This is a genomic window from Longimicrobium sp., from assembly GCF_035474595.1.
Classification (GTDB): Bacteria; Gemmatimonadota; Gemmatimonadetes; order Longimicrobiales; family Longimicrobiaceae; genus Longimicrobium.
In genome coordinates this window covers 66461-86561 of sequence record NZ_DATIND010000124.1, presented here as the reverse complement: position 1 = coordinate 86561, position 20101 = coordinate 66461, and the positions used below count along the sequence as shown (strand labels likewise).

Below are 20101 nucleotides of genomic sequence, written 5' to 3'. Positions count from 1 at the left end.
CGGAGAACGACGCTGTTCTCCGCGGCTCCGCGTCTCTGCGCGAGATCCCTGGACGCCGACGCTCCGCTACTCCCCGATCACCTCGTACGCGTCCGACGGGGCGGCGACGGGCTCGGGGGAGAGAACGAACGCGGCGCGGAGGGCCTCGATCGCCTGCCGCGCCTCGGCTTCGGTGCGGGCGTGGACGTCGGCGAGCGGCTGGCCGGGCTCCACGCGGTCGCCGATGCGCGCGCGCAGGACGATGCCCACGGCGGGGTCGATCGGATCGCCCTTCTTTCGCCGCCCGGCGCCCAGCACCAGCGCCGCGTCGCCGATCGCGCGCGCGTCCGCCTCGGCCACCCAGCGCGCTCCATCCCCCTCCATCTCCATCGCCACCACGACCGGCGCCGAGGCGAGGATGGATGGATCGTCGACCACGCGCGGGTCGCCGTGCTGCGCCTGGATGAGCTCCGCCAGCTTGCGCGCGCCCTCGCCGCCGTCGCGCAGCCGCGTGAGCGTCGCGCGCGCCTCGTCCGCGTCTCGCGCCAGGCCGGACAGCAGCAGCTGGTGCGCGCCCAGCTCCAGCGTGAGCGCCCACAGGTCGGCGGGGCCGCGGCCGTGCAGGGTGTCGATGGCCTCGCGCACCTCCAGCGCGTTGCCCACCGCGCGCCCCAGCGGCTCGCGCATGGAGCTGAGGACCGCGCGCGTCCGCCGCCCCGCGCCCTCGCCGATGCGGACCAGCATGCGGGCCAGCGTCCGCGCCTCGTCCAGCGTGGTCATGAACGCGCCCGATCCCCACTTCACGTCCAGCACGATGGAGCGCGCGCCGCCCGCCAGCTTCTTGGACATGATGCTGCTGGCGATCAGCGGCACCGAGTCGACCGTGGCCGTCACGTCGCGGAGCGCGTACAGCTTGCCGTCGGCGGGGACCAGCTCCGGGCTCTGGCCGACGAGGGCGGCGCCGACGCGCTCCACCTGGCGGCGCATCTCGTCCAGCGGGATCTCCACGCGGAAGCCGGGGATCGCCTCCAGCTTGTCGAGCGTGCCGCCGGTGTGGCCCAGCCCGCGGCCGCTCATCTTCACGAACGCCGCGCCGGCCGCCGCCATCAGCGGCACCAGCACGATGCTGGTCTTGTCGCCCACGCCGCCGGTGCTGTGCTTGTCCACCGTGGGGCGCCCGATCCCCTCCCACTCCAGCTCGCGGCCGCTGGCCACCATCGCGCGCGTCATCGCCAGCGTCTCGGCTTCCGTCATCCCCCGCCAGAGCACGGCCATCATCCACGCCGACACCTGGTAGTCGGGAACCTCGCCGGCCACGTAGCCGCGCAGCAGACCGGCGATCTCGTCGCGCGACAGCTCGCCGCCGTTCTTCTTCCGCTCGATCAGCGGCACCACGCCGGCCGCGCTCAAACCGGCGCTCCGGGCCCGGAGAGGCGCGCCGGCTCGAAGGCGCCGGGCAGCAGGTCGCGCACGGTGTAGGTGCGGATGCCGCCGCCGTTGGGGACGACCAGCGTGATGTCGGGCCCGAACTCGAACAGCACCTGCCGGCAGGCACCGCACGGGCTGCACTCCACGTCGTCCTCGGGGCCGACCACGGCGATGGCCGCGAAGTCGTGCACGCCCTCGGACACGGCCTTGAAGATGGCGGTGCGCTCGGCGCAGTTTCCCAGCCCGTACGAGGCGTTCTCCACGTTCACGCCGGTGAACACGCGCCCGTCGCGGGCCAGCAGCGCCGCGCCGACGGGAAAGTTGCTGTAGGGCGCGTACGCGTTGCGGCGCGCCTCGCGCGCGCGGTCCAGCAGGTCGCGCGCGGCGGCGGGGTCCAGCGCGGGCGTGCGGTTCTCTTCGCTCAAGCCACTCAAGCCGTTCAGGGTGATTCAGGGGGCGGGAAGAATACACCGGCCGGGCATCGCTGTCACGATCCCGGCGTGACACAGGGGCATGCTGACCGGCGCCGTGGCCCTCTCCCCTCCCTGATCGAGAGGAGAGGCGTCAGCGTGGGCGATCTACATCTTGCCCGCCGTGCTGGCCCCCTCCCCGGCCCCGCCCTCCGGCCCCTCCGCCCGCTCCGCGGGGGAGGGGAGAACTCAGGGGTGGGGACTGGTGATGCAGCGATTCCGCCGCACCGCGCCCTCTCCGGCCGCCTGAGGGCGTCCACCTCTCCCGTACCGGGAGAGGTAGCTGTTCGCATCGGTACTGAATCGCCGCCATCCTGCCCGCCTGGCTGGAGCCCGCCGCGCAACCAAGCGTCCGAGCGCCCAGCGATGCTGGGGCAGGGCCTCGCGACACACCGCAGCCGACGAGTGCACGATCCTCTGCGCGCCGCATTCGAAGTTACCCCCCTCCCGTTATCGGGCCCGTTATCGGGAGGGGGTGCGCGGCCCCAGCCGCGGGGGGAGGGCTCCACCGGCGCCGCGGAGACGCTCTGCAGCCAGAACGAGCTGGAGATAACACCCGCTGCCGCACGGAGATGTGAACCCGGAGCGGAACCGATCTCCCCCGGAATTGTACCACATTCCAGCACTCACACCGCGGCCGGGATCACTTCGGCCGCGGTTCGTATTGAAGGGAAGGAATCGATGCAGAACGGCGATTACATGGTGCGCGCCACGGCCCTGGACGGCCGCGTGCGCGCCTTCGCGCTGAACGCCACGGGCGTGGTCAGCGAGCTGCAGCGGCGGCACGGCACGTGGCCCGCCGTCAGCGCCGCGCTGGGCCGCACCGCCATGGGCGCGCTCCTCTTCTCCGCCGCCACGCTGAAGGAAGAGGACCAGGCGCTCACGGTGGAGGTGAAGGGCGGCGGTCCCGCGGGGCGCATCCTGGCCACGGCGAACGGGCGCGGCGAGGTGCGCGGGCTGGTGGGCAACCCGCAGGCGCACGCCGACAGCCGCAACGGCAAGCTGAACGTGGCGGGCGTGGTCGGCACCGGCGGCTACCTTTCCGTCACCCGCGACCTGGGGATGCGCGAAACCTACCAGGGTACGGTGGAGCTGCAGAGCGGCGAGATCGGGCTGGACCTGGCGTACTACCTCACCAAGAGCGAGCAGACGCCGTCGGCCGTGGCGGTGGGCGTGTTCGTGCTCCCCGACGGCAGCGTGGACGCGGCGGGCGGCTACCTGGTGCAGCTCCTTCCCGGGCTGGACGACGACGAGATCGCCGAGATCGAGCGGCGGCTGGGCTCGCTGCCGCACCCCACGTCGCTGGTGAAGGAGGGCGTGGGGCCCGAGCAGGTGCTGGAGCGCGTCTTCCCCGACGGGTTCGAGCTGCTGGACCGCTATCCCGTGCGCTTCCACTGCCCCTGCTCGCGCGAGCGGTTCACGGGCGGCATCGTAAGCCTGGGCGAGACCGAGATCCGGCGGATCATCGAGGAGGAAGAGAACGACACCACCGAAGTCGTCTGCCACTTCTGCAACCAGGCGTACCACTTCACCCGCGAAGACATGGCCGCCATCCTCGAAGCCGCCCGCTGAACTTCGGAGATCAGGAAAAAAGGCCGGCACTCCCCCGCGAGCGCCGGCCTTTCTCCTGTCCTTCGATCTCGAGCAGGCAACCACCGAGCGGATCAGCCTCGCGCAGTTTGCGAGGCTTCCCGTCGTTGTTGCTGCGACTTCAGTCGCCGGTGATCACGCACGGTCGATCCCGATCGGCGGGCAGTCAGCCCGCCAGCGCCGCCTTGATCTCGTCGAACGGAGGCAGCAGGCCGGGGTTGGTCTCGTGCCACGCGTACCGGATCGTCCCGTCGGTGCCGACGACGAAGGCGGCGCGGTCGCTGGCGTTCAGCAGCCCGGGGCCGATCGGCGCGGTGCGCAGCACGCCGAAGGCACGGCTGGCCTCGCGGTTGAAGTCGCTCAGGAAGGTGTAGTCCGCCCCCAGCTCGTCGCGGAACTTCTTCAGCACGAACGGGCTGTCCACGCTGATGGCGGCCACGGTCCCGTTCACCCCCGTGTAGCTGCCGATGTCGTCGCGCACGCTGCACATCTCCTCGGTGCACGTGCTGGTGAACGCCAGCGGAAAGAACAGCAGCGCCGCGGGCCCGTCCTTCCACAGCGACGACAGCGCCGTCTGCTGGTTCTCGTGCGAGGGCAGCGTCACGTCCGGCGCCCTGTCGCCAACCTTCAGCCCCATGCTCCCTCCCGTTCCGGTTTCCAAGGAAAAGACAAAGATCCAACTGCTGGTGTGGGCGTGTCCCCCACGCAAGTGCGTTTCCGCGGGCCTCGCGCCGCCCTCACCCCGCGCCGGAGGGCGCGACCCTCTCCCGTCCCGGGAGAGGGTGGCCATCCAGCATCGGTGCGCCTTCTGACTCTGGCTCACACCACACTCACCATCCGGCGCCAGTGTCGTCCAGCTACCTCTCCCGGTACGGGAGAGGTGGACGGCCTGGGCCGGCCGGAGAGGGCGCGATGCCGGGCGACGAGCCGCTCAGTCTACGCCTCGCCGACCTCCCCGTCGCCCTCGGCGCCCCTCATCCTCCCCATCTCCTTCATCCATCCCCGCGATCTGCAGCGAGGCCAGCGCGCCGCGCACCGCATCCCGCTCGCGCGCCTCCTCGCCCGCGGGGCAGAAGTACGTGGCGAACACCATGGTTCCCGGCGCGGTGGCCACGCCCACCATCCAGAACAGGCTCTCGCCCTCGTCCTCGTCTTCCGTCAGGTACTCGCAGAGCGCCATCTCCGCGCCGCCGGGAAGGGGCACGTCCTCGACCTCGTCCTCCTGCAGCACCACGTCCTGCTCCTGCAGAAAGGCGTAGAGCTCCTCGGCGGGGTCGGGAAAGTCCTCGCCCTCGGGCGCGAACGAGATCAGGTGCAGCGTGCCCGACCCCTCCTCCTTCCACACCTCCAGCCCGTCGCCGTCTTCGTCGGGCGCCGCCTGCCAGCCGGCGGGCACCCGCAGCTCGAAGCGTCCCTCGGGGTCGCGTGCCGTGTCGCTCATCCGCCCTCGCTCACATTCTGAAATCGGTGCCGCGCAAAATGTGGAACATTGCAGCGCGCGGCAAGGACCGCCCGGAGCGTCCGCGGTGTGTCCCCCACGGGGGCCGCCGCGCCCCGATGTGGCCGTCGCGAGACACGCTTCCCGAGGGTGACCGAAGGCGTCGCAAAGCTGTCATGGAATTGCGTGCTCACACGTTACAGCTTCGAACGCACGTTCGGCACGCAAGATGCCTTACGTTGTGGTGGCGCCTCGCCCGATGCGCCGCGTAAATCCTCCACGCGGGAGGCGCTTATCCGCACCTTGGGTGTCAGTCTCGTGGCCGTCGCAGCCATCGTGGCCAGCCTCACCCTCGTACGCCAGAGCCATGAAGTCCCGGTTCAGCGCAAGGACAAGAGGCCCGAGCACTCTCCGGCTGCAGTGGACCTGGATCTGGAGCAGCTCCGCGCAGCGGGGTTCTGAACCAGCGGTCCTCACCACGCAAAGAGTGCCGTAGCAGACGAGGCGCGGATGTCCCGACTGGGACACCCGCGCCCGTGTCGTTTCGTCCCGCCGCCGTGTCCCATCGCCACGTCCAAAGCGCAGACGCCGTCCCGATTTCCGCCGGCGCCGTCCTCCCAGCCCTCCCCGCTCCGTCCTCCCGCACCGTGCAATCCGCCGCGCCCGACGCGCCTTCGCGCTGGGGCCGTGTGGCAGCCGTGTGGAATGGCGTCCGCAGTAGATTCAGCAATGTTGATGGTCTTCTTTGTCACTGTGGGATTCGCCACCTATTCGGTGCGTGTTCGGAATCACCATGCGCGTAAACACCTGATTGTGCGCGCCGGAAGCCCAGCGCTGATGCGGGTTTTCGGGCGGAACGGACGTGTGAAATCACTAAGTAGGGTTGACATAACAACTTACACCATGTATCATACCGGGTAATGTTGAATGCCGAAACGGCGTGGTGCGGCGGCTTGCTGTGCGCCGCATCTTTGCTTGCGTAGACAGGAGACTGACGGTAGATGAAGAAGGCTGCGAACCCCCCGGTGCGCAGGCGCACCCGGCTGCGCAACGACACCGCGTCCCTCCTTCGCTCGCGCCCGCTGCAGGCGGTGCTGGTGATCGTGGCGGGAATGCAGGTGGTGGCCGTGGGATCCGGGAAGGCGCTGCACGACGATCAGCCCCGTACCCTGGCCGAGATGGCCCTGCGGCTGCGGACCGCGCCCGTGCAGGTGATGCCGCCGGTGCTGGCGGAGCCGCCCGCCAAGGCGCTGAAGAAGGAGCACGGCGAGGCCGTGGCCGCCGTGAAGTCCGGGAAGAAGCCCGAGTCGCGCGACGTGGCCGCCGAGGAGCTGGCGGAGAAGTACCGCGACCGCGGCTACAAGGTCTCGCCCTCGCTGGCGCGCGCCATTCGCGCCGCCGCCGAGGCCAACGACATCCCCGCCGAGGTCGCGTTCGGCCTGGTGCGCACCGAGAGCGGGTTCAAGAACACCGCGCGCAGTCCGGTGGGCGCCATCGGCCTCACGCAGCTCATGCCGGCCACGGCGCGGCTGTTCCAGCGCGGCATCAGCCACCGGGACCTGCAGAACCCCGAGGTGAACCTGCGCATCGGCTTCCGCTACCTGCGCGAGCTGATGGACAAGTACGACGGCGACACCGAACTGGCGCTGACCGCGTACAACCGCGGCCCCGGCACCGTGGACCGCGTGCTGAAGCGCGGCGGCGACCCCGACAACGGCTACGCCGGCATGGTCCTGGGCCGCCGCGACAGCCACCGCTGATCGCATCGAGCGACGATGAAAGACGAAAGGCCTCCCGCGCGCTGCGGGAGGCCTTTTCGCGTCACCTGCGAAACCCGATGGCTCACGCGGAGATGCGGAGACGCAGAAAACTCCGCGTCGCGATGAGTTCTCTGTGTCTCCGCGTCTCCGCGTGAGATAAAGAAAGCGGGCCGCGGCGAGGACGTCTGCCTCGCCGCGGCCGGCTTCGTTCCCGCGCTGCCGGAGGACTACTTGTCCGACATCGCGCGGTTCTTCTCGATGTAGCTGGTCCACTCCGGCGGCACGTCGGTGTCGGGAAAGATGGCCTGCACCGGGCACTCCGGCTCGCACGCCCCGCAGTCGATGCACTCGTCGGGGTTGATGTAGTACTGGTCTTCCGCCTCGTAGATGCAGTCGACGGGGCAGACTTCCACGCAGCTCGCGTCCTTGGTGCCGATGCACGGTTCGGCGATCACGTACGGCATATCTGTGCTCCGCGGCGGTTCGTCAGGGGATCTGGATGCTGGCGTGCCGAGCGTGCAGCGCGGCCGGGCGGATACGATAGCAGCCGCGCGGCGGCTTGTCCACCCTTTCTCGAACGGACGTTCGAACCATGGCTATAGATTGGCCTCGAACCACTCCATCGTGGCCTCGGCCGCAGTGCGCAGGTCGGCGCTGGGGCCGGCGTACGGATGGCGCACGCCGAACACGTGGTCCGTTCCCTCCATGATCATCAGCTCGGCGTTGTCGCCCGCGGCGGCGAAGAGCGCGTGCGCCTCGTCGACGGAGACGGAGGTGTCGGCGTCGCCGTGGACGATGAGCCAGGGGACGGTGACCCGCGCCGCCGCGGCGGGGATGTCCAGCCGGTCGCGGTTCTGCTGGAGATCGACCCAGTAGCCGGGGCCGATGGGCATCTGCTGCTTGGTGCGCACGTTCTCGATCGGCACGTCGTCGCCGCGGCGCCAGGCGGCGATCTGCTCGGGGCTCCAGCGGCCGGGGATGTCGGCGATGGAGGCCCACGTGACCAGCGCGCTCACCCGCGCGTCCTCGGCCGCGGCCAGGATCGCGTCGCCGCCGCCGCGCGAGTGGCCCAGCAGCCCGATGCGCTTCACCTTCCCGCCCGTCAGCTCGCCACCCGCCACGGCGCCGATCACCGCGCGCAGCTCGTCGAGCTCGCGGCTCTGCGTGTTCTCGCGGAACAGGTCCAGCCGCGAGAACTCGCCGTCCGGCCCCACGCCGTTGTGCGAGAAGTCGAAGTTCACCGCCGCGTGGCCGCGCAGCGCCAGCGCGCGGGCCAGCGGCTGCCACGGCCCCCAGAGCCGGAAGCCCTTGAAGCCGTGGACGATGATCACCGCGCTCCCGGGCTTCGTCCCCGCCGCCATGCGCACGTCACCCACCACCGGCGGCCCGCCGTCCGCCGGCCGGATCTCGAACGTCGTCCGCGTGATCTTCCGCGCCTCGCCCTCGCTCATCTTCCGCCTCTCCCGTTCCCCGAGATCGCCTTTGGTCATCGGCTGAAGGATCTACCGCGCGCGGGGCATAGACGCCAGTGCGCGAACAACGAACGGCCCGCGCGCGGCGGGCCGTTCATCGCCATCTCCAAACGATCCACCTCCACCCAGAGAAGACGTCATCCTGAGGCCGGCCACGCCGTGACCGAATCGTCGCAGCCGCTTGCAGGCCGAAGGATCTATCGCCCGTCCAGCACGTCGGTCGAGGAATCGCGCCGCGAAGGCGTCCCACGAGACTCGGCGCGATTCCCTGGCAGACGTGCAATCCGGCTATGGATCCTTCGGCCTTCATGCTCCATTGCAAACGCAGGCTGCGGTGTGGCCGGCCTCAGGATGACGTCTGTTTCTCACAGGAAACCGAAGTCCGCGAAGGCGCCGCGAAGGCGGACTGTGTGCTCTTGTAGCCGCGACTTCAGTCGCATTTTCCATCCAAGAACGTCCCCGGGCGCACCGCACCCTCTTCCGTCCTCACGCCGCGGTGGCGCGCCGGGCGGGCTCGGGGAGCAGGACGTTGCCGGGCATGGCCACCGAGTCGCGGTTCTCCACCTGGAAGTACAGGTTGCGGCTCACGTGGCCCACGTACGTCTCGATGAACGCCTTCACGTCGCGCACGGCGGCGGCCTCCCACAGGCACACCGCGTGGGTGCCATCGGCGGTGGGAAAGACGTGGTGCAGGACGAGGCCGGGGGGAAGCGCGCCCACGGCGTCGCGGACGTCCGACCAGAAGGTCGCGGGGTCGGAGATGTAGTGCTGCACCAGGACGTACATACCGCCTCCAGATGGGCCGCGTGCGGGCCGGTGCTGCGGTTTCGTTGCCGGGAGATGCGTGCCGGTGCTGCAAATCGCACGCCCCGAACACCTGTCGGCGGACGCGGTGCGTGCGTTTGCCGCCAGATCATTCCGGACAGCCTCTCCGTCTACTCCCCATTGATGAATAGACGAACGAGAAACGAAAACGTTACATCCGCACGGGCGTCAGTCCTCGATCATCCAGGCCAGCCCCCACGCCCCCTCGCCCGCGTGCGTGGCGATGATCGGCGTTCCCGCCGCCGTCAGCACCTCGCGGTCCTGCCCGTAGCGCGCGCGGACCTCGCCCGCCACCTCGTCCAGGATCTCGGGGATGGCCACGTGAAAGACACCGAAGCGCAGCTTCTTCGCGTTGCGGGGAACGCGCTCCTCCAGCAGCTCCATCACCTTCGGCATCACCTGCCTGCGCCCGCGGACCCTGGCGACGGGATTCAATTTCCCGGCGTCGTCCACCTCCAGGATGGGCTTGATGTCGAGCAGGCTGCCCAGCCACGCCCGCCCGCGCCCCACCCGCCCCGAAGCCAGCGCGCGCTCGAAGGTGTCGAGCACCACCAGGATGCCGCTGCGCTTCCGCACCCGCTCCAGTTCGGCCACGATCCGCTCGGGCGCCCACCCCAGCTCGCCCAGCTCGGCCGCCTTCAGCGCCAGCAGCCCCTGCATCACCGACCCGCCGCGCGAGTCGAACAGGTGCACCGGCACCGAGTCGTGCACGTGCTGCTTGGCGGCCGCCTGCGCGCTGGCGTAGGTGCCGGAGAGGCCGGAGGAGAGGATGACGCCCACCACCGACTCGCCCTCTTCCGCGGCGCGGCGGAAGGCGTCCAGGAAGAGCGCCGGCGGCGGCTGCGAGGTGCCGGGGTGCGCGCCCTTCTTCAACTCCTCGGCGAACTGGCCGGCGCTGATGTCGAACCGGTCGCGCAGCACGCGGTCGCCGAAGATGAGCGAGAGGGGGACCAGGTGAATGCCGTGCGCGCGGACGATCTCGTCGGGGAGGTCGCAGGCGGTGTCGGCCACGATGGAGACGGGGCGCCGCGCCAGGGTCATGTGCCCGGCCGCGGCGGTGCGTTCCATGGTGGCGTGCTGGGCGCGCATGTCCTCGGCCTTGTGCGTGGCCAGGCGCCCCAGCGTGCGCAGGTAGGCGAAGACGTCGTCCGGCTCGTCGGTGTGGATGTGCACCTTCAGCAGGTCGGCGGTGCGGATCACCACCAGCGAGTCGCCTTTCTCGCGCAGCACCCCGCGCACCGCGTCGGAGTCGGGGATGGCGGCGCCGCGCACCAGCGCCTCGGTGCAGAAGCGGTACGTCTCCGCCTCGGCCGGGTACTCCACCGTGGCCGCGGCGAAGGCGGGCTCGGCCTCCCACTCCGCGTCGTCCTCCGCCGGCACCAGCGGGTCGCCCGCCACGAACGACGAGATCCCCTCGAGGAGGTGGACGAACCCCTTGGCCCCCGCGTCGACCACGCCGGCGGCCTTCAGGGCAGGGAGAAGGTCGGGGGTGCCGGCCAGCGCCTCGCGCGCCTTCACCAGCAGCCGCTCGAACAGGACGATGAAGTCGCTGTGCTGCAGCCGGTCGGCCTCGTCGGCGATGGCGCGCATGATGGTGATCATGGTGCCCTCGACCGGTTTTTCCAGCGCGCGGTACACGTGCTCCGTGGCCTGCCGCCAGACCGAGGCGAACTCGCCTACGCCCAGCCGCACCCGCGGGCCCACGGCGTCGCTGAAGCCCAGCAGGAAGTGCGAGAGGATCATCCCGCAGTTCCCCCGCGCGCCCATGATGGCGGCCTCCGACGCCTGCCGCGCCACCTCGCCGATCGACGTCTCGCTCCCGCCGCGCAGCCGGTCGGCGATGGAGCTCACCGTGAGCGCCAGGTTGGTGCCGGTGTCGCCGTCGGGGACCGGGAAGACGTTGATGCGGTTCAGGTCCGCCCGGTGCCGCTGCACGTACTCGTTGGCGGTGAGCAGCGCGCCGCGCAGGCCGGCGCCGTCCAGGTGAGTGGGTCCGTTCATCGCGTTCGGTGGGGGTGCGCCGGGGGCCCGCGGGCGGAGCCGCGGCACCTGTGGATCAAGGTTGCTGCCAGAAAACCGGCGCATGCGTACGGGGTTGGTACAACACTACGCCCGCCGGGGTTGCACGCAAGGGGCGCCGCGACCCCGCCGTGGGACGCGATTGCCCCCTCCGGCGGACAATCCCGCGCCGTCCGGAATCGCGGAGATGCGCCGCGGGAACGATCGACAGGATCATATGTTCATCATCCAACTACATGCGGGGCATGGGGTTTGCGAAACCGGCCGGCACCCGCTTCCGGCGCGAGTTGACGAGTGCTCCGGTGGCGGGCATGTTTCCGGCGCTTTCGGCGGGCGCCGTGCAGCCCTTCTGCGCGGGCCGGTTCGAAAGCGTATGACATTCACGGAACCCAGAGGAAGAAGATGAAGAAGACGACGTGCGGTTTCCTGGCGGCGGTGGCGGCGCTGGTGGTGGCGGGTAGCGCGAGCGCGCAGCGGATCCCGCTTTCGATCGAGGGCCGGGTGGACGCGGCCATCCCCACGGGCGACCTGGGCGATGCCGCGAACGTGGGGATCGGGCTGCATGGCGACGTGACCTTCAACGTCACCCCCATCGTGGGCGTGTACGGCGGCTACAGCTGGAACCGCTTCGGCGCCAAGGACACCAACGGGGTGGACTACACCGACCAGGGCTTCGACGTGGGAATCAAGGCCACCTTCGCGCCCATGCAGGGGCTGGGCGCGGCGCCGTTCTTCCGCGGCGGCGCCATCATCCACAAGCTGAGCGCCTCGGCCAGCGACGACGACCTGGGCGACTTCACCATCTCGTCCGACAGCAAGGTGGGCTTCGAGGTGGCGGGCGGCGTGGCGTTCCCCATCGCCCCGCGCATCATGCTGACGCCGCAGGTGGGCTACACGCAGTTCAACGCGGCGGACGAGGGCGACGACGACGCCACGGTGAGCGTGGTGCACGCCGGCGCCGGCATCAGCATCTCCTTCTGATCCGCTCCCGTACGAGCTGAACGCGCTCCGGCCCCCGTCCACGGACGGGGGCCGGACGCGTTCCGGGCGGCATCTCCCTTCCGCCCGTCCGGGGCGGGTTGTATCGTCCCCCGCGTCGCTTCCGATCTCCATCTCCCCCGATCTCTTCCCACCCTTCCCACCGAGGCCGCGCCATGAACCGGACCTTCGCGGCGCTGCTGGCGCTGGCCGCCGCGCTCCCGCTCGCCACGTCCGCGCGGGCCCAGCGCACGCCGGTGTCGCTGGAGCCGCGCGCAGGCCTGTCCACGCCCATCGGCATCACCCGTGGCGACCAGAAGACGGCGCTGGTGCTGGACGGCGACCTGATCGTCGCCCTGAACCCCATGGTGAGCGTGTACGGCGGCTACGCCTGGTCGCGCGCGGTCTCGGCCGTGGCGGACTCGGCGCACGTGACGTGGCGCGGGTGGGACGCGGGGGTGCGGCTGACGCTGGCGCCGGTGGGCCCGTACACGCCGTTCGTGCGTGGCGGGCTGCTGTACCAGAAGGTTCGGCTGGAGACGGACGGCGGGACCGTGCTGGAGAACGACTACGCCACCGGCGTGCACATCGGCGCGGGGGTGGAGCTGCCGCTGGGGATCCTGGGCGGGCGCGCCAGCGTGTCGCCGCAGGCCAGCTTCAACACCGTGCACGACGCGCAGTGGATCGACGCGCAGGTGGGGCTGCACATCCGCCTGTGAACCCCCCCGCCGTTTGCATCCGTTCTCCTTTCCCCGTGGCGGTCGGGCGCGTTATCGTTCGGCCGCTTCAGGCGGGCCCGCGTGCCCGCGAACCGACTCAACGACGACCGAGAGTGAAGAGGATGAAGAAGATTTCCACCGGCCTTGCCGCCGCGGCCGCGGTGGCGCTCCTTGCCGGGCCCGCGCGGGCGCAGATCCCGCACATCACCCCGTTCGCCTTCGAGGCGCGCGCCGGCATCGGCGTGCCCACCGGCGACCTGAACGCCGTGGCCAAGCCCGGCTTCGGCGTGTCGGGGAGCGTGACCTACCACGCGTTCCCGCTGATCGGCATCTACGCGGGGTACGGCTACAACCAGTTCGGCGTGGACGGCGGCGACGGCACCTTCAGGGACCACGGCGTGGACGTGGGCGCGCGGCTGGGCATCCCCACGCCGCTGATCCCCATCGACCCCTTCGTGAAGGCCGGCTTCATCGCGCACCGGCTGGAGCTGAGCGGCGCGGGGACGGACGACGCGACGGGCGACTGGGAGGGCGGCTACGAGGTGGGCGCGGGGCTGGGCTTCGGGCTGGGGCCGGCGTCGCTGACCCCGGGCGTGACCTACGTGCGCCACAAGGACGTCAGCTACGTGCAGGCCGACGTAGGCGTCCGCATCCGCATCTGATTGTAAGGTTTACGGGAGATGACGAGCGGCGGGTCCGGAATCCGGGCCCGCCGCTCTCTTTCTGATCCGGTCAGGATCGCGCTCACCGGGCCTGGCAATCACCTGCGATTTGGGACCGCACAGACAAGACGTCATCCTGAGGCCGGCCACACCATCGTTGCCCCCGCACGAGCGGTTGCAGGCCGAAGGATCCATAGGCGAGGTCGCACGTGCGCCGGATTGCGCGATCAATCCCCGTTTTCGGATGACCCCGTCCCCGTGCGCTCGCCCTCGACTACCCGCATCTGCCACATGGATTCCCTTATGTCTTGCGGAATTTAGATGATTTGACGCGTTTGTAGCTACGGTAATTCTCCCGCGGCGTGATGCGAGCGAAAGTTGCATTGCTGCAACAGATTGTGGGAGCACATCGCGCGAAAAACCCTTGCCCTCGCGGGGTGGCCCCGTCACATTTCGTCCCGGCGCCCCTCCACGCCTTTCAAGGCCGCCACGCATTCCGGATCCCCCGGCGCGCGGCGAAGGCACAACCGGCCATCCCCGGCCGCGGCCCCACTCCCGGGTCATCTCTCATGCGAGTCCTCCCCCTCTTCACCCACGGCTCCCACTGCCCCCGCTGCGGCAGCCGCACCGAGCGCGTGCGCACCGGCATCCTGCTGCGCCCCATCCGCTGGGTGCTTCCCGACGTGAAGCGCCGCTTCTGCAGCAACATCGGGTGCACGTGGCGCGGGTTCGCGTTTCCCCGGCAGGGCGAAGAAGCCTCGCACGCGGCCGCCGCGCGCTGACCGCGGCATCCCCATAACGAACGAGAGGCCGGTCCCCCCCGCACGGGGAGACCGAGCCTCTTTCGCATGTCCGTCATCCGCGAATTCTCAGAGAAGTAGAGACTCGTCGGGTGATGCATCATCCCAAATGTGGCCGGCCTGAATGGATAGTTCCGGGCGCAGCCGGTCACCGGCGACTGAAGTCGCAGCAACAACTACGGGAAGCCTCGCAAACTGCGCGAGGCTGATCCGCGCACTCCGCGGCATCGGTGCTCACGACCGATCTCCTTTCATCCTCCGTGGTTGTGCGTAGCGCGATGTTCGACTCGGGATGATGCGGCGAGGATGCACGAACCGGATTCGGTAGCATCCCCCTTCCTCCACGATCACGCCGTCAGCACGGTGATGAAGAGGGTGGCGACGGCGCCGATGCTGATCATCACCACGTACGCGACGCCCAGGAAGCCGTACTTGAAGAGCGTGGCGAGCCACCCCTGCCGGTATACGCGCTTCATGGCGATCAGCACGTACAGCATCATCCAGGCGCACAGCGTGGCGACCAGCGGCGGCCAGCGCACGGCCAGCATGATCAGGTACGACAGGAAGGCGAAGGCGTGCACGTGCAGCGCGAACACGAAGTGCTCCACGTAGAAGCGCCTGCCCCCCACGTACAGGAACTTCAGGATCAGGGCGAAGAGCGGCAGCATCACGAACATCATCTGCGGCACGTGGTCCAGGTACTCCTTGGTGATCTGCCGCATGGCGTCGCGTGGCTCCATCCGCCGGAAGTGCTCGACCCGCGCGTTGCCGATGCTGTCGAGCACCGCGTTGCCGGTGTTCATCTTCACGCCGTCCAGCCAGCCGGCGCGGTGCGGAAGCGGCACCGGCGGGGGCGGCGGACGGAGCGCCTGGCCCCGCTGCGCGCCGGCCGCGGGCGCGCGCGGAGGCTGCGGGCGCGCCGCGGCGGACGCGGCGCTGTCGCTCGCCTGGCGCAGGCCCAGGTTGCCGTTGCCCACGTCCAGCATGGAGCCGTTCACCTCGGGGAGGAGCGACAGCACCACGAAGAAGGCCACGCTGGTAACCAGGTACAGCCGGAACGGGGGGATGTAGCGCACGATGCGCCCGGCCATGTACTCGCGCGTGAGGTGGCCGGGGCGGGCCATCAGCGCGGCCACGGTGCGCGGGAGCGCGGAGTTCAGCGAGAACTGGTCGTCCAGCGCCTCCATCAGCATGCGCGCCAGCGAGACGTGCACCTCCACCTTCCGCTGCCCGCAGTTGCGGCAGAAGTTTCCCGGCATGGAATCGCCGCAGTTCAGGCAGGGGCGGTCCGGAGTGCGCCGCTCCGTCTGGCGGAAGATGGGAATGCGCAGCGCGGAAGGTGTGCCGATGGCCATGCGAGGGTCCTTCGCGGAGACTTCAAGAAGCACGAGGGAGCGCCCGGCGAGAGTGACGGCCGGGCGTTCGTGTTCGGGAGGCATGCAATCTGTATTCGCGGACGCTCCGGCGGAAGGGGCTCAAGCCGTTGCGTGCCACCGCGCTACGAGCCGAGCACCTGGTTCAGCAGGTCCGCCAGCCGGTAGCCCGCCAGCGCGATCCGCGGATCGGCCGCGTGGAAGGCGGCGTTCCGGTACGTCGTGCTCGCCGCCTGGTTGCGGTGCAGCGGCGCGCGGTACACGCGCCGCTGCGCCAGGTGCACGCTCGCGCGCGCCCATTGGCTCACGTCCGTCTGCCCCATCTCGGCGGCGAACTCGGAACGCGGATGGCGATGCATCGTCTCGGTGGCGATGCGCGTCATGAAGGCGTCGTCCGCTTCGCCCGGGAGCCGGCGCGCGTTGCTGGTGATGATGTTGTCCCACACCGAGTGCAGCGTGCGCTGCCGGTCCGCCGTGATGTGCTCCAGCTTGTACAGGTTGCCGCCCTGGTCGCCGTCCGGCTCGGACGGAGTGATCCGCCCGCTGGCGTGCAGCGGCTGGTGGATGTCGCCCACCAGGTGCAGCAGCCACGCGAGCGCCACCGCCGCCTGCTCGTGGTCCGGCCCCGTCACCTGCGTCCTCAGCCCGGCAAAGTCGTTCAGCAGGTCGCCCGCCGGCGGCCGGCTGTCGTCGTGGAACGGGCCGAAGTCGTAGCTCTGCCGCCAGAACAGGTCGGTGAAGTGCCGGTCACGCACGTGGTATTTCGCGCCGCGCGAGTCGGGCGGGCGCACGTCGTCGGGCCAGGTGGCGCCCGCCATGAAGAGCCGCACCTGCTGCTGCGGCGTCAGCGTGCCCGTCCCGAAGCCCTGCAGCAGCCGCGTGTCCTGCGCCGCGCCCTGCAGCACGGCGATGGCCCGCCCGCGCGCCTGCGGCGTCATGTTCTCCCACGCGATGCGCGCCACCAGCTGGTGCCCGAAGCCGTCCCACGCCCACGCGGGGCGAGCGGTGAGCGTGACGAAGGCCAGAGCCACCGGCAGCATGAGTGTGCGTTTCATGGTGACCTCCGGGGGAGATGGGGATGGTGAACGGGATGAAGGGTGGGTGGGAACCCGGGGACGATGAATTGGATGGACGGGACGAACGGATCTGCCAGTTGGCCTGCCGCATCGGACAAGAAGACCCCTGCCGCGCGCCGTGGCAAGGGTCTTCGTGGGGCTGGCGGAGCGGATCGGGCCCGACCGAGCGCTACGGCATCGCCGTGGTCATGATGAGGTCGTGCATCCACGGCTGGGGGTGCCCGGCCTGCCTGAGCGCCGTGGAAATCTGCGCCCAGTGCCGCACGCCGTGCATCAGCACGTGCGCCACGATCTTGCGCTTGCTGGAGCGCAGCGTGCCCGCGGTGATGGTCTCGAAGGTGAGCACCTTCTCCCACTCCTCCGGCGGCGCCGCGGCCACCCAGCGCTCCAGCCGCGCGCGCGTGGCGTGGTGCACGGCGAAGATCTCGTCCAGCGTGGAGCGGGGGATGCCTTCGTACGCGCTCGGCTCCTCGTCGTACAGCCGCTCGGTGTAGCGCCGCTCGACCACGCAGATGTGGAAGACCAGGTCTCCCACGGTGGCCCACTTCCCCTCGCCGAGCGAGACGGCGAGCACGGCGGGGTCCTGCGCGCGCAGCCACTCCTCCCAGCGGGCGGTTTCCTCGCCCGTCCAGCCCAGCAGCTCGCGGAAGCTCAGCGCGTCGTGCGCCACGACGGGCGCGGCGGTGGTGTCGGCCATCGGCGTCTCGCGGGTGAAGATGGATCGCCCTGCATCTTCCCCCACGTTCGATCCGCTCCGGGAAAGAATCAAGAGCACACCGGACGACCGATCGCCGCGGTACAGAAGGAGAACGGCCCCCGCGCGAGACTCGATGTCTCGCCACGGGGGCCGTCTTGCAGTCCCGCAGGGACTTCGTGCTGTTGTTGCCCCCGAATTCCATTCGGGGCCGGCAGGGTCAGCGAGGCCCGCCCTCTACGCACCCGCGGCGGCGAGCTCGCGCTGGAGCACGGTGCGGGCCTCGGCGATCATGGTGCGCACCTTTTCGCGCAGCGCGGGCACGTCGTCCAGCGTCATCCCCGCCGTCTCCACCGGGGGGAGAACGCGGGCGATGGCGCGGGCGCGGCCCACCAGCCACGATCCCTTGGCGATCGCGTGGCGCGTTCCCGCCAGGGCGATGGGAAGGACCGGCGAGCCCGTCTCGATGGCCAGGCGGAAGGCGCCGTCGTGGAACTTCAGCAGCTCGCCGCCGCCGGAGCGCGTGCCCTCGGGCATGATCATCACCGACACGCGCTTGCGCAGCCGGTCGCGCGCCTCCTCCAGCGCGCGCATGCGGCTGCCGGCGTCGCCGCGGATCACCATCACGTCGCCCGCCATCCGCATCATCCACCCCATCACCGGGATGCGGAAGATGGTGTCCTTGGACATCCACTTCATCTCCCACGGCAGGTGCGAGAGAAGGAAGATGTCGGCCAGGCTCTCGTGGTTGGCGACCGCCACGTACGGGCGGCGGGGATCGTGGATCTGCACGCCGGTCGTGCGGAACTTCCAGAATGGGTTCAGCCGGGTGACGGTGACGGCGGCCAGGCGGAACCAGCGGCCCACCGAGTAGCGGCCGGGGTCGCGCGCGGTGAACAGCCAGACCAGCCCCATCCACGGAAGCCAGATCAGGGCGATGAGGCCGGTGGAGATCCAGACCCAGGCGGAAACGAGCCGCTTCAGCATCTGCAGTCGCGACGGGCACGGGTTGAGGCGCGGGCGCCCGCGCGGCCGGTCCGGCGGGCGCGCCCCTGTACACCGCATCGCCGCGAGGGGTCGCGGGCGATGCACTCTTCGCCACCGCGGCGCGCGCGGGCGAGGAAACGCATGCTTCAGGCCGGCGCGGCGGGGGAATGCCGTACCGCATATCTCCGTCCACCGGCGGCGGCCGGAGAGGTGGCACCATCGGCGGCGGCACGCCGCGTGTTTGCTTGACCGTCCGGGCGGGGGTCCGTATTCTGACCGCTCCCTGAACCGTCCGAAACGCGCTGGAGGAGTCATGGCGAACGTCCCGCAGGACCTGCGATACACCGAGCAGCACGAGTACCTGAAGCCCGCGGGCGAAGAGGGCGTGTACTTCGTGGGGATCACCGACTACGCCCAGGGCGAGCTGGGCGACGTGGTGTTCGTGGAGCTTCCCAGCGCCGGCGCGAGCTTCGACGCCATGGCGAGCTTCGGGACGATCGAGGCAGTGAAGGCCGTGAGCGACCTGTACTGCCCCGTCTCGGGCGAGGTGGTGGAGGCCAACGGCGCGCTGGACGCCAACCCCGCCGCGGTGAACAGCGACCCGTACGGCGAGGGGTGGATGATCAAGCTGCGCGTCTCGAACCCGGCGGACGTGGACGGGTTGATGGATGCGGCCGCGTACGAGAAGCTGATTGGATAAGGGACAAGTCCTGAGTCCCAAGTCCTAAGTCCCAAGTCCTAAGTCCTGAGTGGAACGGCAGGGGGATCGTATCGCGGCCTGATGTCGTCCTCACGGTGCGCTGAGTCGCGCGGTCGCGGCGCAACGCTCCCTCCGGATGACAATCCGTTGTGACGACGATTGTATGCCGCGCTCCAACCACTTGGCACTTGGCACTTGGCACTTGGCACTTGGCACTTGGCACTTGGCACTTAGGACTTAGGACTTAGGACTTTCTTTTCGTCTTTCACCCCGGAGGACCCCGAAATGGCCACCCTCACTTGGCACGGGCACTCCTGCTTCACCCTCGTGACCGACGAAGGGAAGCAGATCCTGATCGATCCGTGGATCGACGAGAACCCGATGTCCGACATCAAGACCGGCGACATCGAGGCGCTGGACTACATCCTGGTGTCGCACGGGCACTCGGACCACTTCGCGGACGTGGTGAAGCTGGCGAAGAAGACCAACGCCACCGTCATCTCCACCTTCGAGCTCGTGGCCTTCACGCAGTCGCAGGGGGCGAAGAACGGCCACGGGATGAACATCGGCGGGGCGTACGTGTTCGACTTCGGGCGGGTGAAGCTGACGCCGGCGCTGCACACCGGGAGCATCGACGGCGACGACGGCTCGCACACCACCGACCCGGCCGGCTTCCTGATCTCGCTGAACGGCGGCCAGCGCATCTACCACGCGGGCGACACGGCGCTGATCATGGACATGCAGCTGCTGCACGGCTCGGTCGACGTGGCCATCCTCCCCATCGGCGACAACTTCACCATGGGCCCCGAGGACGCGGCGCGCGCGGTGGAGATGATCGAGCCGGAGGTCGTCATCCCCATGCACTACAACACCTTCCCGGTGATCGAGCAGAACCCCGAGGGCTTCCGCACCCTGGTCGGCGACCGCGCCAAGGTGGTGATCCTGCAGCCCGGCGAGTCGTTCACGGTCTGATACCGGATTCGGAGATCGATCGTGCATCCGTAACCGCACGTGCGACCTCGCCTATAGATCCTTCGGCCTGCAACCGCTCGTGCGGAGGCAACGACGGTGTGGCCGGCCTCAGGATGACGTCTCTCCGTGCGTTTGAAATGCACAGATGATTGCCAGAGC

At 69.8% G+C, this 20101-nt stretch carries 21 protein-coding genes; 9 read left to right on the top strand and 12 right to left on the bottom strand.

Features of this window, described 5'->3' with window-relative positions:
- Window positions 1-66: 66 nt before the first annotated feature.
- Together VLK66_RS22320 and VLK66_RS22315 are read right to left on the bottom strand one after the other, a co-directional pair.
- Window positions 67-1389: a thymidine phosphorylase gene (locus VLK66_RS22320; RefSeq protein WP_325311699.1), complete on the bottom strand. Its 1323-nt coding sequence runs from the start codon at window positions 1387-1389 to the stop codon at window positions 67-69.
- A complete protein-coding gene (locus VLK66_RS22315) occupies window positions 1386-1832 on the bottom strand; it encodes a cytidine deaminase (protein WP_325311698.1) in 447 nt (148 codons plus the stop codon). Before VLK66_RS22315 ends, VLK66_RS22320 begins: the two co-directional genes overlap by 4 nt.
- Window positions 1833-2558: 726 nt before the next feature.
- Between VLK66_RS22315 and hslO the strand changes: the two genes are divergently transcribed.
- Window positions 2559-3449, top strand: a complete 891-nt coding sequence (gene hslO / locus VLK66_RS22310; protein ID WP_325311697.1) for an Hsp33 family molecular chaperone HslO — start codon at window positions 2559-2561, stop codon at window positions 3447-3449.
- A gap of 184 nt (window positions 3450-3633) precedes the next feature.
- Here hslO and VLK66_RS22305 read toward each other — a convergent pair whose 3' ends face one another.
- Window positions 3634-4104: a redoxin domain-containing protein gene (locus VLK66_RS22305; protein ID WP_325311696.1), complete on the bottom strand. Its 471-nt coding sequence runs from the start codon at window positions 4102-4104 to the stop codon at window positions 3634-3636.
- Window positions 4105-4398: 294 nt separating this feature from the next.
- A complete protein-coding gene (locus tag VLK66_RS22300; RefSeq protein ID WP_325311695.1) occupies window positions 4399-4908 on the bottom strand; it encodes a hypothetical protein in 510 nt (169 codons plus the stop codon).
- A 147-nt stretch (window positions 4909-5055) separates the two neighbouring features.
- On the opposite strand from VLK66_RS22300, the gene VLK66_RS22295 reads away from it, so the two are divergent.
- A complete protein-coding gene (locus VLK66_RS22295; RefSeq protein WP_325311694.1) occupies window positions 5056-5367 on the top strand; it encodes a hypothetical protein in 312 nt (103 codons plus the stop codon).
- A gap of 539 nt (window positions 5368-5906) precedes the next feature.
- Window positions 5907-6665 carry a lytic transglycosylase domain-containing protein gene (locus tag VLK66_RS22290; protein WP_325311693.1) on the top strand — a complete coding sequence of 253 codons (759 nt, stop codon included), beginning with the start codon at window positions 5907-5909 and terminating at the stop codon, window positions 6663-6665.
- A gap of 227 nt (window positions 6666-6892) precedes the next feature.
- Here VLK66_RS22290 and VLK66_RS22285 read toward each other — a convergent pair whose 3' ends face one another.
- The 4 genes from VLK66_RS22285 to VLK66_RS22270 form a co-directional block, all read right to left on the bottom strand.
- On the bottom strand, window positions 6893-7129 hold the full coding sequence (locus tag VLK66_RS22285) for a ferredoxin family protein (protein ID WP_325311692.1): 237 nt from the start codon (window positions 7127-7129) through the stop codon (window positions 6893-6895).
- Window positions 7130-7261: 132 nt separating this feature from the next.
- A complete protein-coding gene (locus tag VLK66_RS22280; RefSeq protein ID WP_325311691.1) occupies window positions 7262-8116 on the bottom strand; it encodes an alpha/beta hydrolase in 855 nt (284 codons plus the stop codon).
- 507 nt (window positions 8117-8623) lie between these two features.
- Entirely contained in the window at window positions 8624-8923 is a 300-nt protein-coding gene (locus tag VLK66_RS22275) for a hypothetical protein (RefSeq protein WP_325311690.1), read from the bottom strand.
- A 207-nt stretch (window positions 8924-9130) separates the two neighbouring features.
- Window positions 9131-10963 carry a DegV family protein gene (locus tag VLK66_RS22270; RefSeq protein ID WP_325311689.1) on the bottom strand — a complete coding sequence of 611 codons (1833 nt, stop codon included), beginning with the start codon at window positions 10961-10963 and terminating at the stop codon, window positions 9131-9133.
- Window positions 10964-11383: 420 nt separating this feature from the next.
- Here VLK66_RS22270 and VLK66_RS22265 point away from each other — a divergent pair, with 420 nt between their 5' ends.
- From VLK66_RS22265 to VLK66_RS22250, 4 genes are all read left to right on the top strand, one after another.
- Window positions 11384-11962, top strand: coding sequence for an outer membrane beta-barrel protein (locus VLK66_RS22265; RefSeq protein ID WP_325311688.1), 579 nt, complete (start codon window positions 11384-11386; stop codon window positions 11960-11962).
- 173 nt (window positions 11963-12135) lie between these two features.
- Window positions 12136-12678, top strand: coding sequence for an outer membrane beta-barrel protein (locus tag VLK66_RS22260; RefSeq protein ID WP_325311687.1), 543 nt, complete (start codon window positions 12136-12138; stop codon window positions 12676-12678).
- Window positions 12679-12800: 122 nt separating this feature from the next.
- Entirely contained in the window at window positions 12801-13340 is a 540-nt protein-coding gene (locus tag VLK66_RS22255) for an outer membrane beta-barrel protein (RefSeq protein WP_325311686.1), read from the top strand.
- Window positions 13341-13909: 569 nt separating this feature from the next.
- Window positions 13910-14122: a hypothetical protein gene (locus VLK66_RS22250; protein ID WP_325311685.1), complete on the top strand. Its 213-nt coding sequence runs from the start codon at window positions 13910-13912 to the stop codon at window positions 14120-14122.
- A gap of 365 nt (window positions 14123-14487) precedes the next feature.
- Here VLK66_RS22250 and VLK66_RS22245 read toward each other — a convergent pair whose 3' ends face one another.
- The 4 genes from VLK66_RS22245 to VLK66_RS22230 all read right to left on the bottom strand — a co-directional run bounded on the left by VLK66_RS22245 (window position 14488) and on the right by VLK66_RS22230 (window position 18270).
- Complete coding sequence (locus VLK66_RS22245; RefSeq protein WP_325311684.1) at window positions 14488-15495, bottom strand: DUF3667 domain-containing protein; 1008 nt, start codon at window positions 15493-15495, stop codon at window positions 14488-14490.
- A gap of 143 nt (window positions 15496-15638) precedes the next feature.
- Window positions 15639-16568 (bottom strand): S1/P1 nuclease, encoded by a 930-nt coding sequence (locus VLK66_RS22240; protein ID WP_325311683.1) that lies wholly within the window; start codon window positions 16566-16568, stop codon window positions 15639-15641.
- A gap of 190 nt (window positions 16569-16758) precedes the next feature.
- Window positions 16759-17286 carry a DinB family protein gene (locus tag VLK66_RS22235; protein WP_325311682.1) on the bottom strand — a complete coding sequence of 176 codons (528 nt, stop codon included), beginning with the start codon at window positions 17284-17286 and terminating at the stop codon, window positions 16759-16761.
- A gap of 234 nt (window positions 17287-17520) precedes the next feature.
- The gene (locus tag VLK66_RS22230; RefSeq protein WP_325311681.1) at window positions 17521-18270 is read right to left on the bottom strand and encodes a lysophospholipid acyltransferase family protein; all 750 of its coding nucleotides are present in this window, start codon (window positions 18268-18270) and stop codon (window positions 17521-17523) included.
- 313 nt (window positions 18271-18583) lie between these two features.
- On the opposite strand from VLK66_RS22230, the gene gcvH reads away from it, so the two are divergent.
- Window positions 18584-18970: a glycine cleavage system protein GcvH gene (gene gcvH / locus VLK66_RS22225; protein ID WP_325311680.1), complete on the top strand. Its 387-nt coding sequence runs from the start codon at window positions 18584-18586 to the stop codon at window positions 18968-18970.
- 285 nt (window positions 18971-19255) lie between these two features.
- Window positions 19256-19942: a metal-dependent hydrolase gene (locus VLK66_RS22220; RefSeq protein ID WP_325311679.1), complete on the top strand. Its 687-nt coding sequence runs from the start codon at window positions 19256-19258 to the stop codon at window positions 19940-19942.
- The last annotated feature ends 159 nt before the right edge of the window (window positions 19943-20101 follow it).

Coding starts and splice junctions, on each gene's coding strand:
- hslO (WP_325311697.1), top strand. CDS start 2,559: ATGCAGAACGGCGATTACATGGTGCGCGCCACGGCCCTGGACGGCCGC.
- VLK66_RS22305 (WP_325311696.1), bottom strand. CDS start 4,104: ATGGGGCTGAAGGTTGGCGACAGGGCGCCGGACGTGACGCTGCCCTCG.
- VLK66_RS22300 (WP_325311695.1), bottom strand. CDS start 4,908: ATGAGCGACACGGCACGCGACCCCGAGGGACGCTTCGAGCTGCGGGTG.
- VLK66_RS22290 (WP_325311693.1), top strand. CDS start 5,907: ATGAAGAAGGCTGCGAACCCCCCGGTGCGCAGGCGCACCCGGCTGCGC.
- VLK66_RS22285 (WP_325311692.1), bottom strand. CDS start 7,129: ATGCCGTACGTGATCGCCGAACCGTGCATCGGCACCAAGGACGCGAGC.
- VLK66_RS22280 (WP_325311691.1), bottom strand. CDS start 8,116: ATGAGCGAGGGCGAGGCGCGGAAGATCACGCGGACGACGTTCGAGATC.
- VLK66_RS22275 (WP_325311690.1), bottom strand. CDS start 8,923: ATGTACGTCCTGGTGCAGCACTACATCTCCGACCCCGCGACCTTCTGG.
- VLK66_RS22270 (WP_325311689.1), bottom strand. CDS start 10,963: ATGAACGGACCCACTCACCTGGACGGCGCCGGCCTGCGCGGCGCGCTG.
- VLK66_RS22265 (WP_325311688.1), top strand. CDS start 11,384: ATGAAGAAGACGACGTGCGGTTTCCTGGCGGCGGTGGCGGCGCTGGTG.
- VLK66_RS22260 (WP_325311687.1), top strand. CDS start 12,136: ATGAACCGGACCTTCGCGGCGCTGCTGGCGCTGGCCGCCGCGCTCCCG.
- VLK66_RS22255 (WP_325311686.1), top strand. CDS start 12,801: ATGAAGAAGATTTCCACCGGCCTTGCCGCCGCGGCCGCGGTGGCGCTC.
- VLK66_RS22250 (WP_325311685.1), top strand. CDS start 13,910: ATGCGAGTCCTCCCCCTCTTCACCCACGGCTCCCACTGCCCCCGCTGC.
- VLK66_RS22245 (WP_325311684.1), bottom strand. CDS start 15,495: ATGGCCATCGGCACACCTTCCGCGCTGCGCATTCCCATCTTCCGCCAG.
- VLK66_RS22240 (WP_325311683.1), bottom strand. CDS start 16,568: ATGAAACGCACACTCATGCTGCCGGTGGCTCTGGCCTTCGTCACGCTC.
- VLK66_RS22235 (WP_325311682.1), bottom strand. CDS start 17,286: ATGGCCGACACCACCGCCGCGCCCGTCGTGGCGCACGACGCGCTGAGC.
- VLK66_RS22230 (WP_325311681.1), bottom strand. CDS start 18,270: ATGCTGAAGCGGCTCGTTTCCGCCTGGGTCTGGATCTCCACCGGCCTC.
- gcvH (WP_325311680.1), top strand. CDS start 18,584: ATGGCGAACGTCCCGCAGGACCTGCGATACACCGAGCAGCACGAGTAC.
- VLK66_RS22220 (WP_325311679.1), top strand. CDS start 19,256: ATGGCCACCCTCACTTGGCACGGGCACTCCTGCTTCACCCTCGTGACC.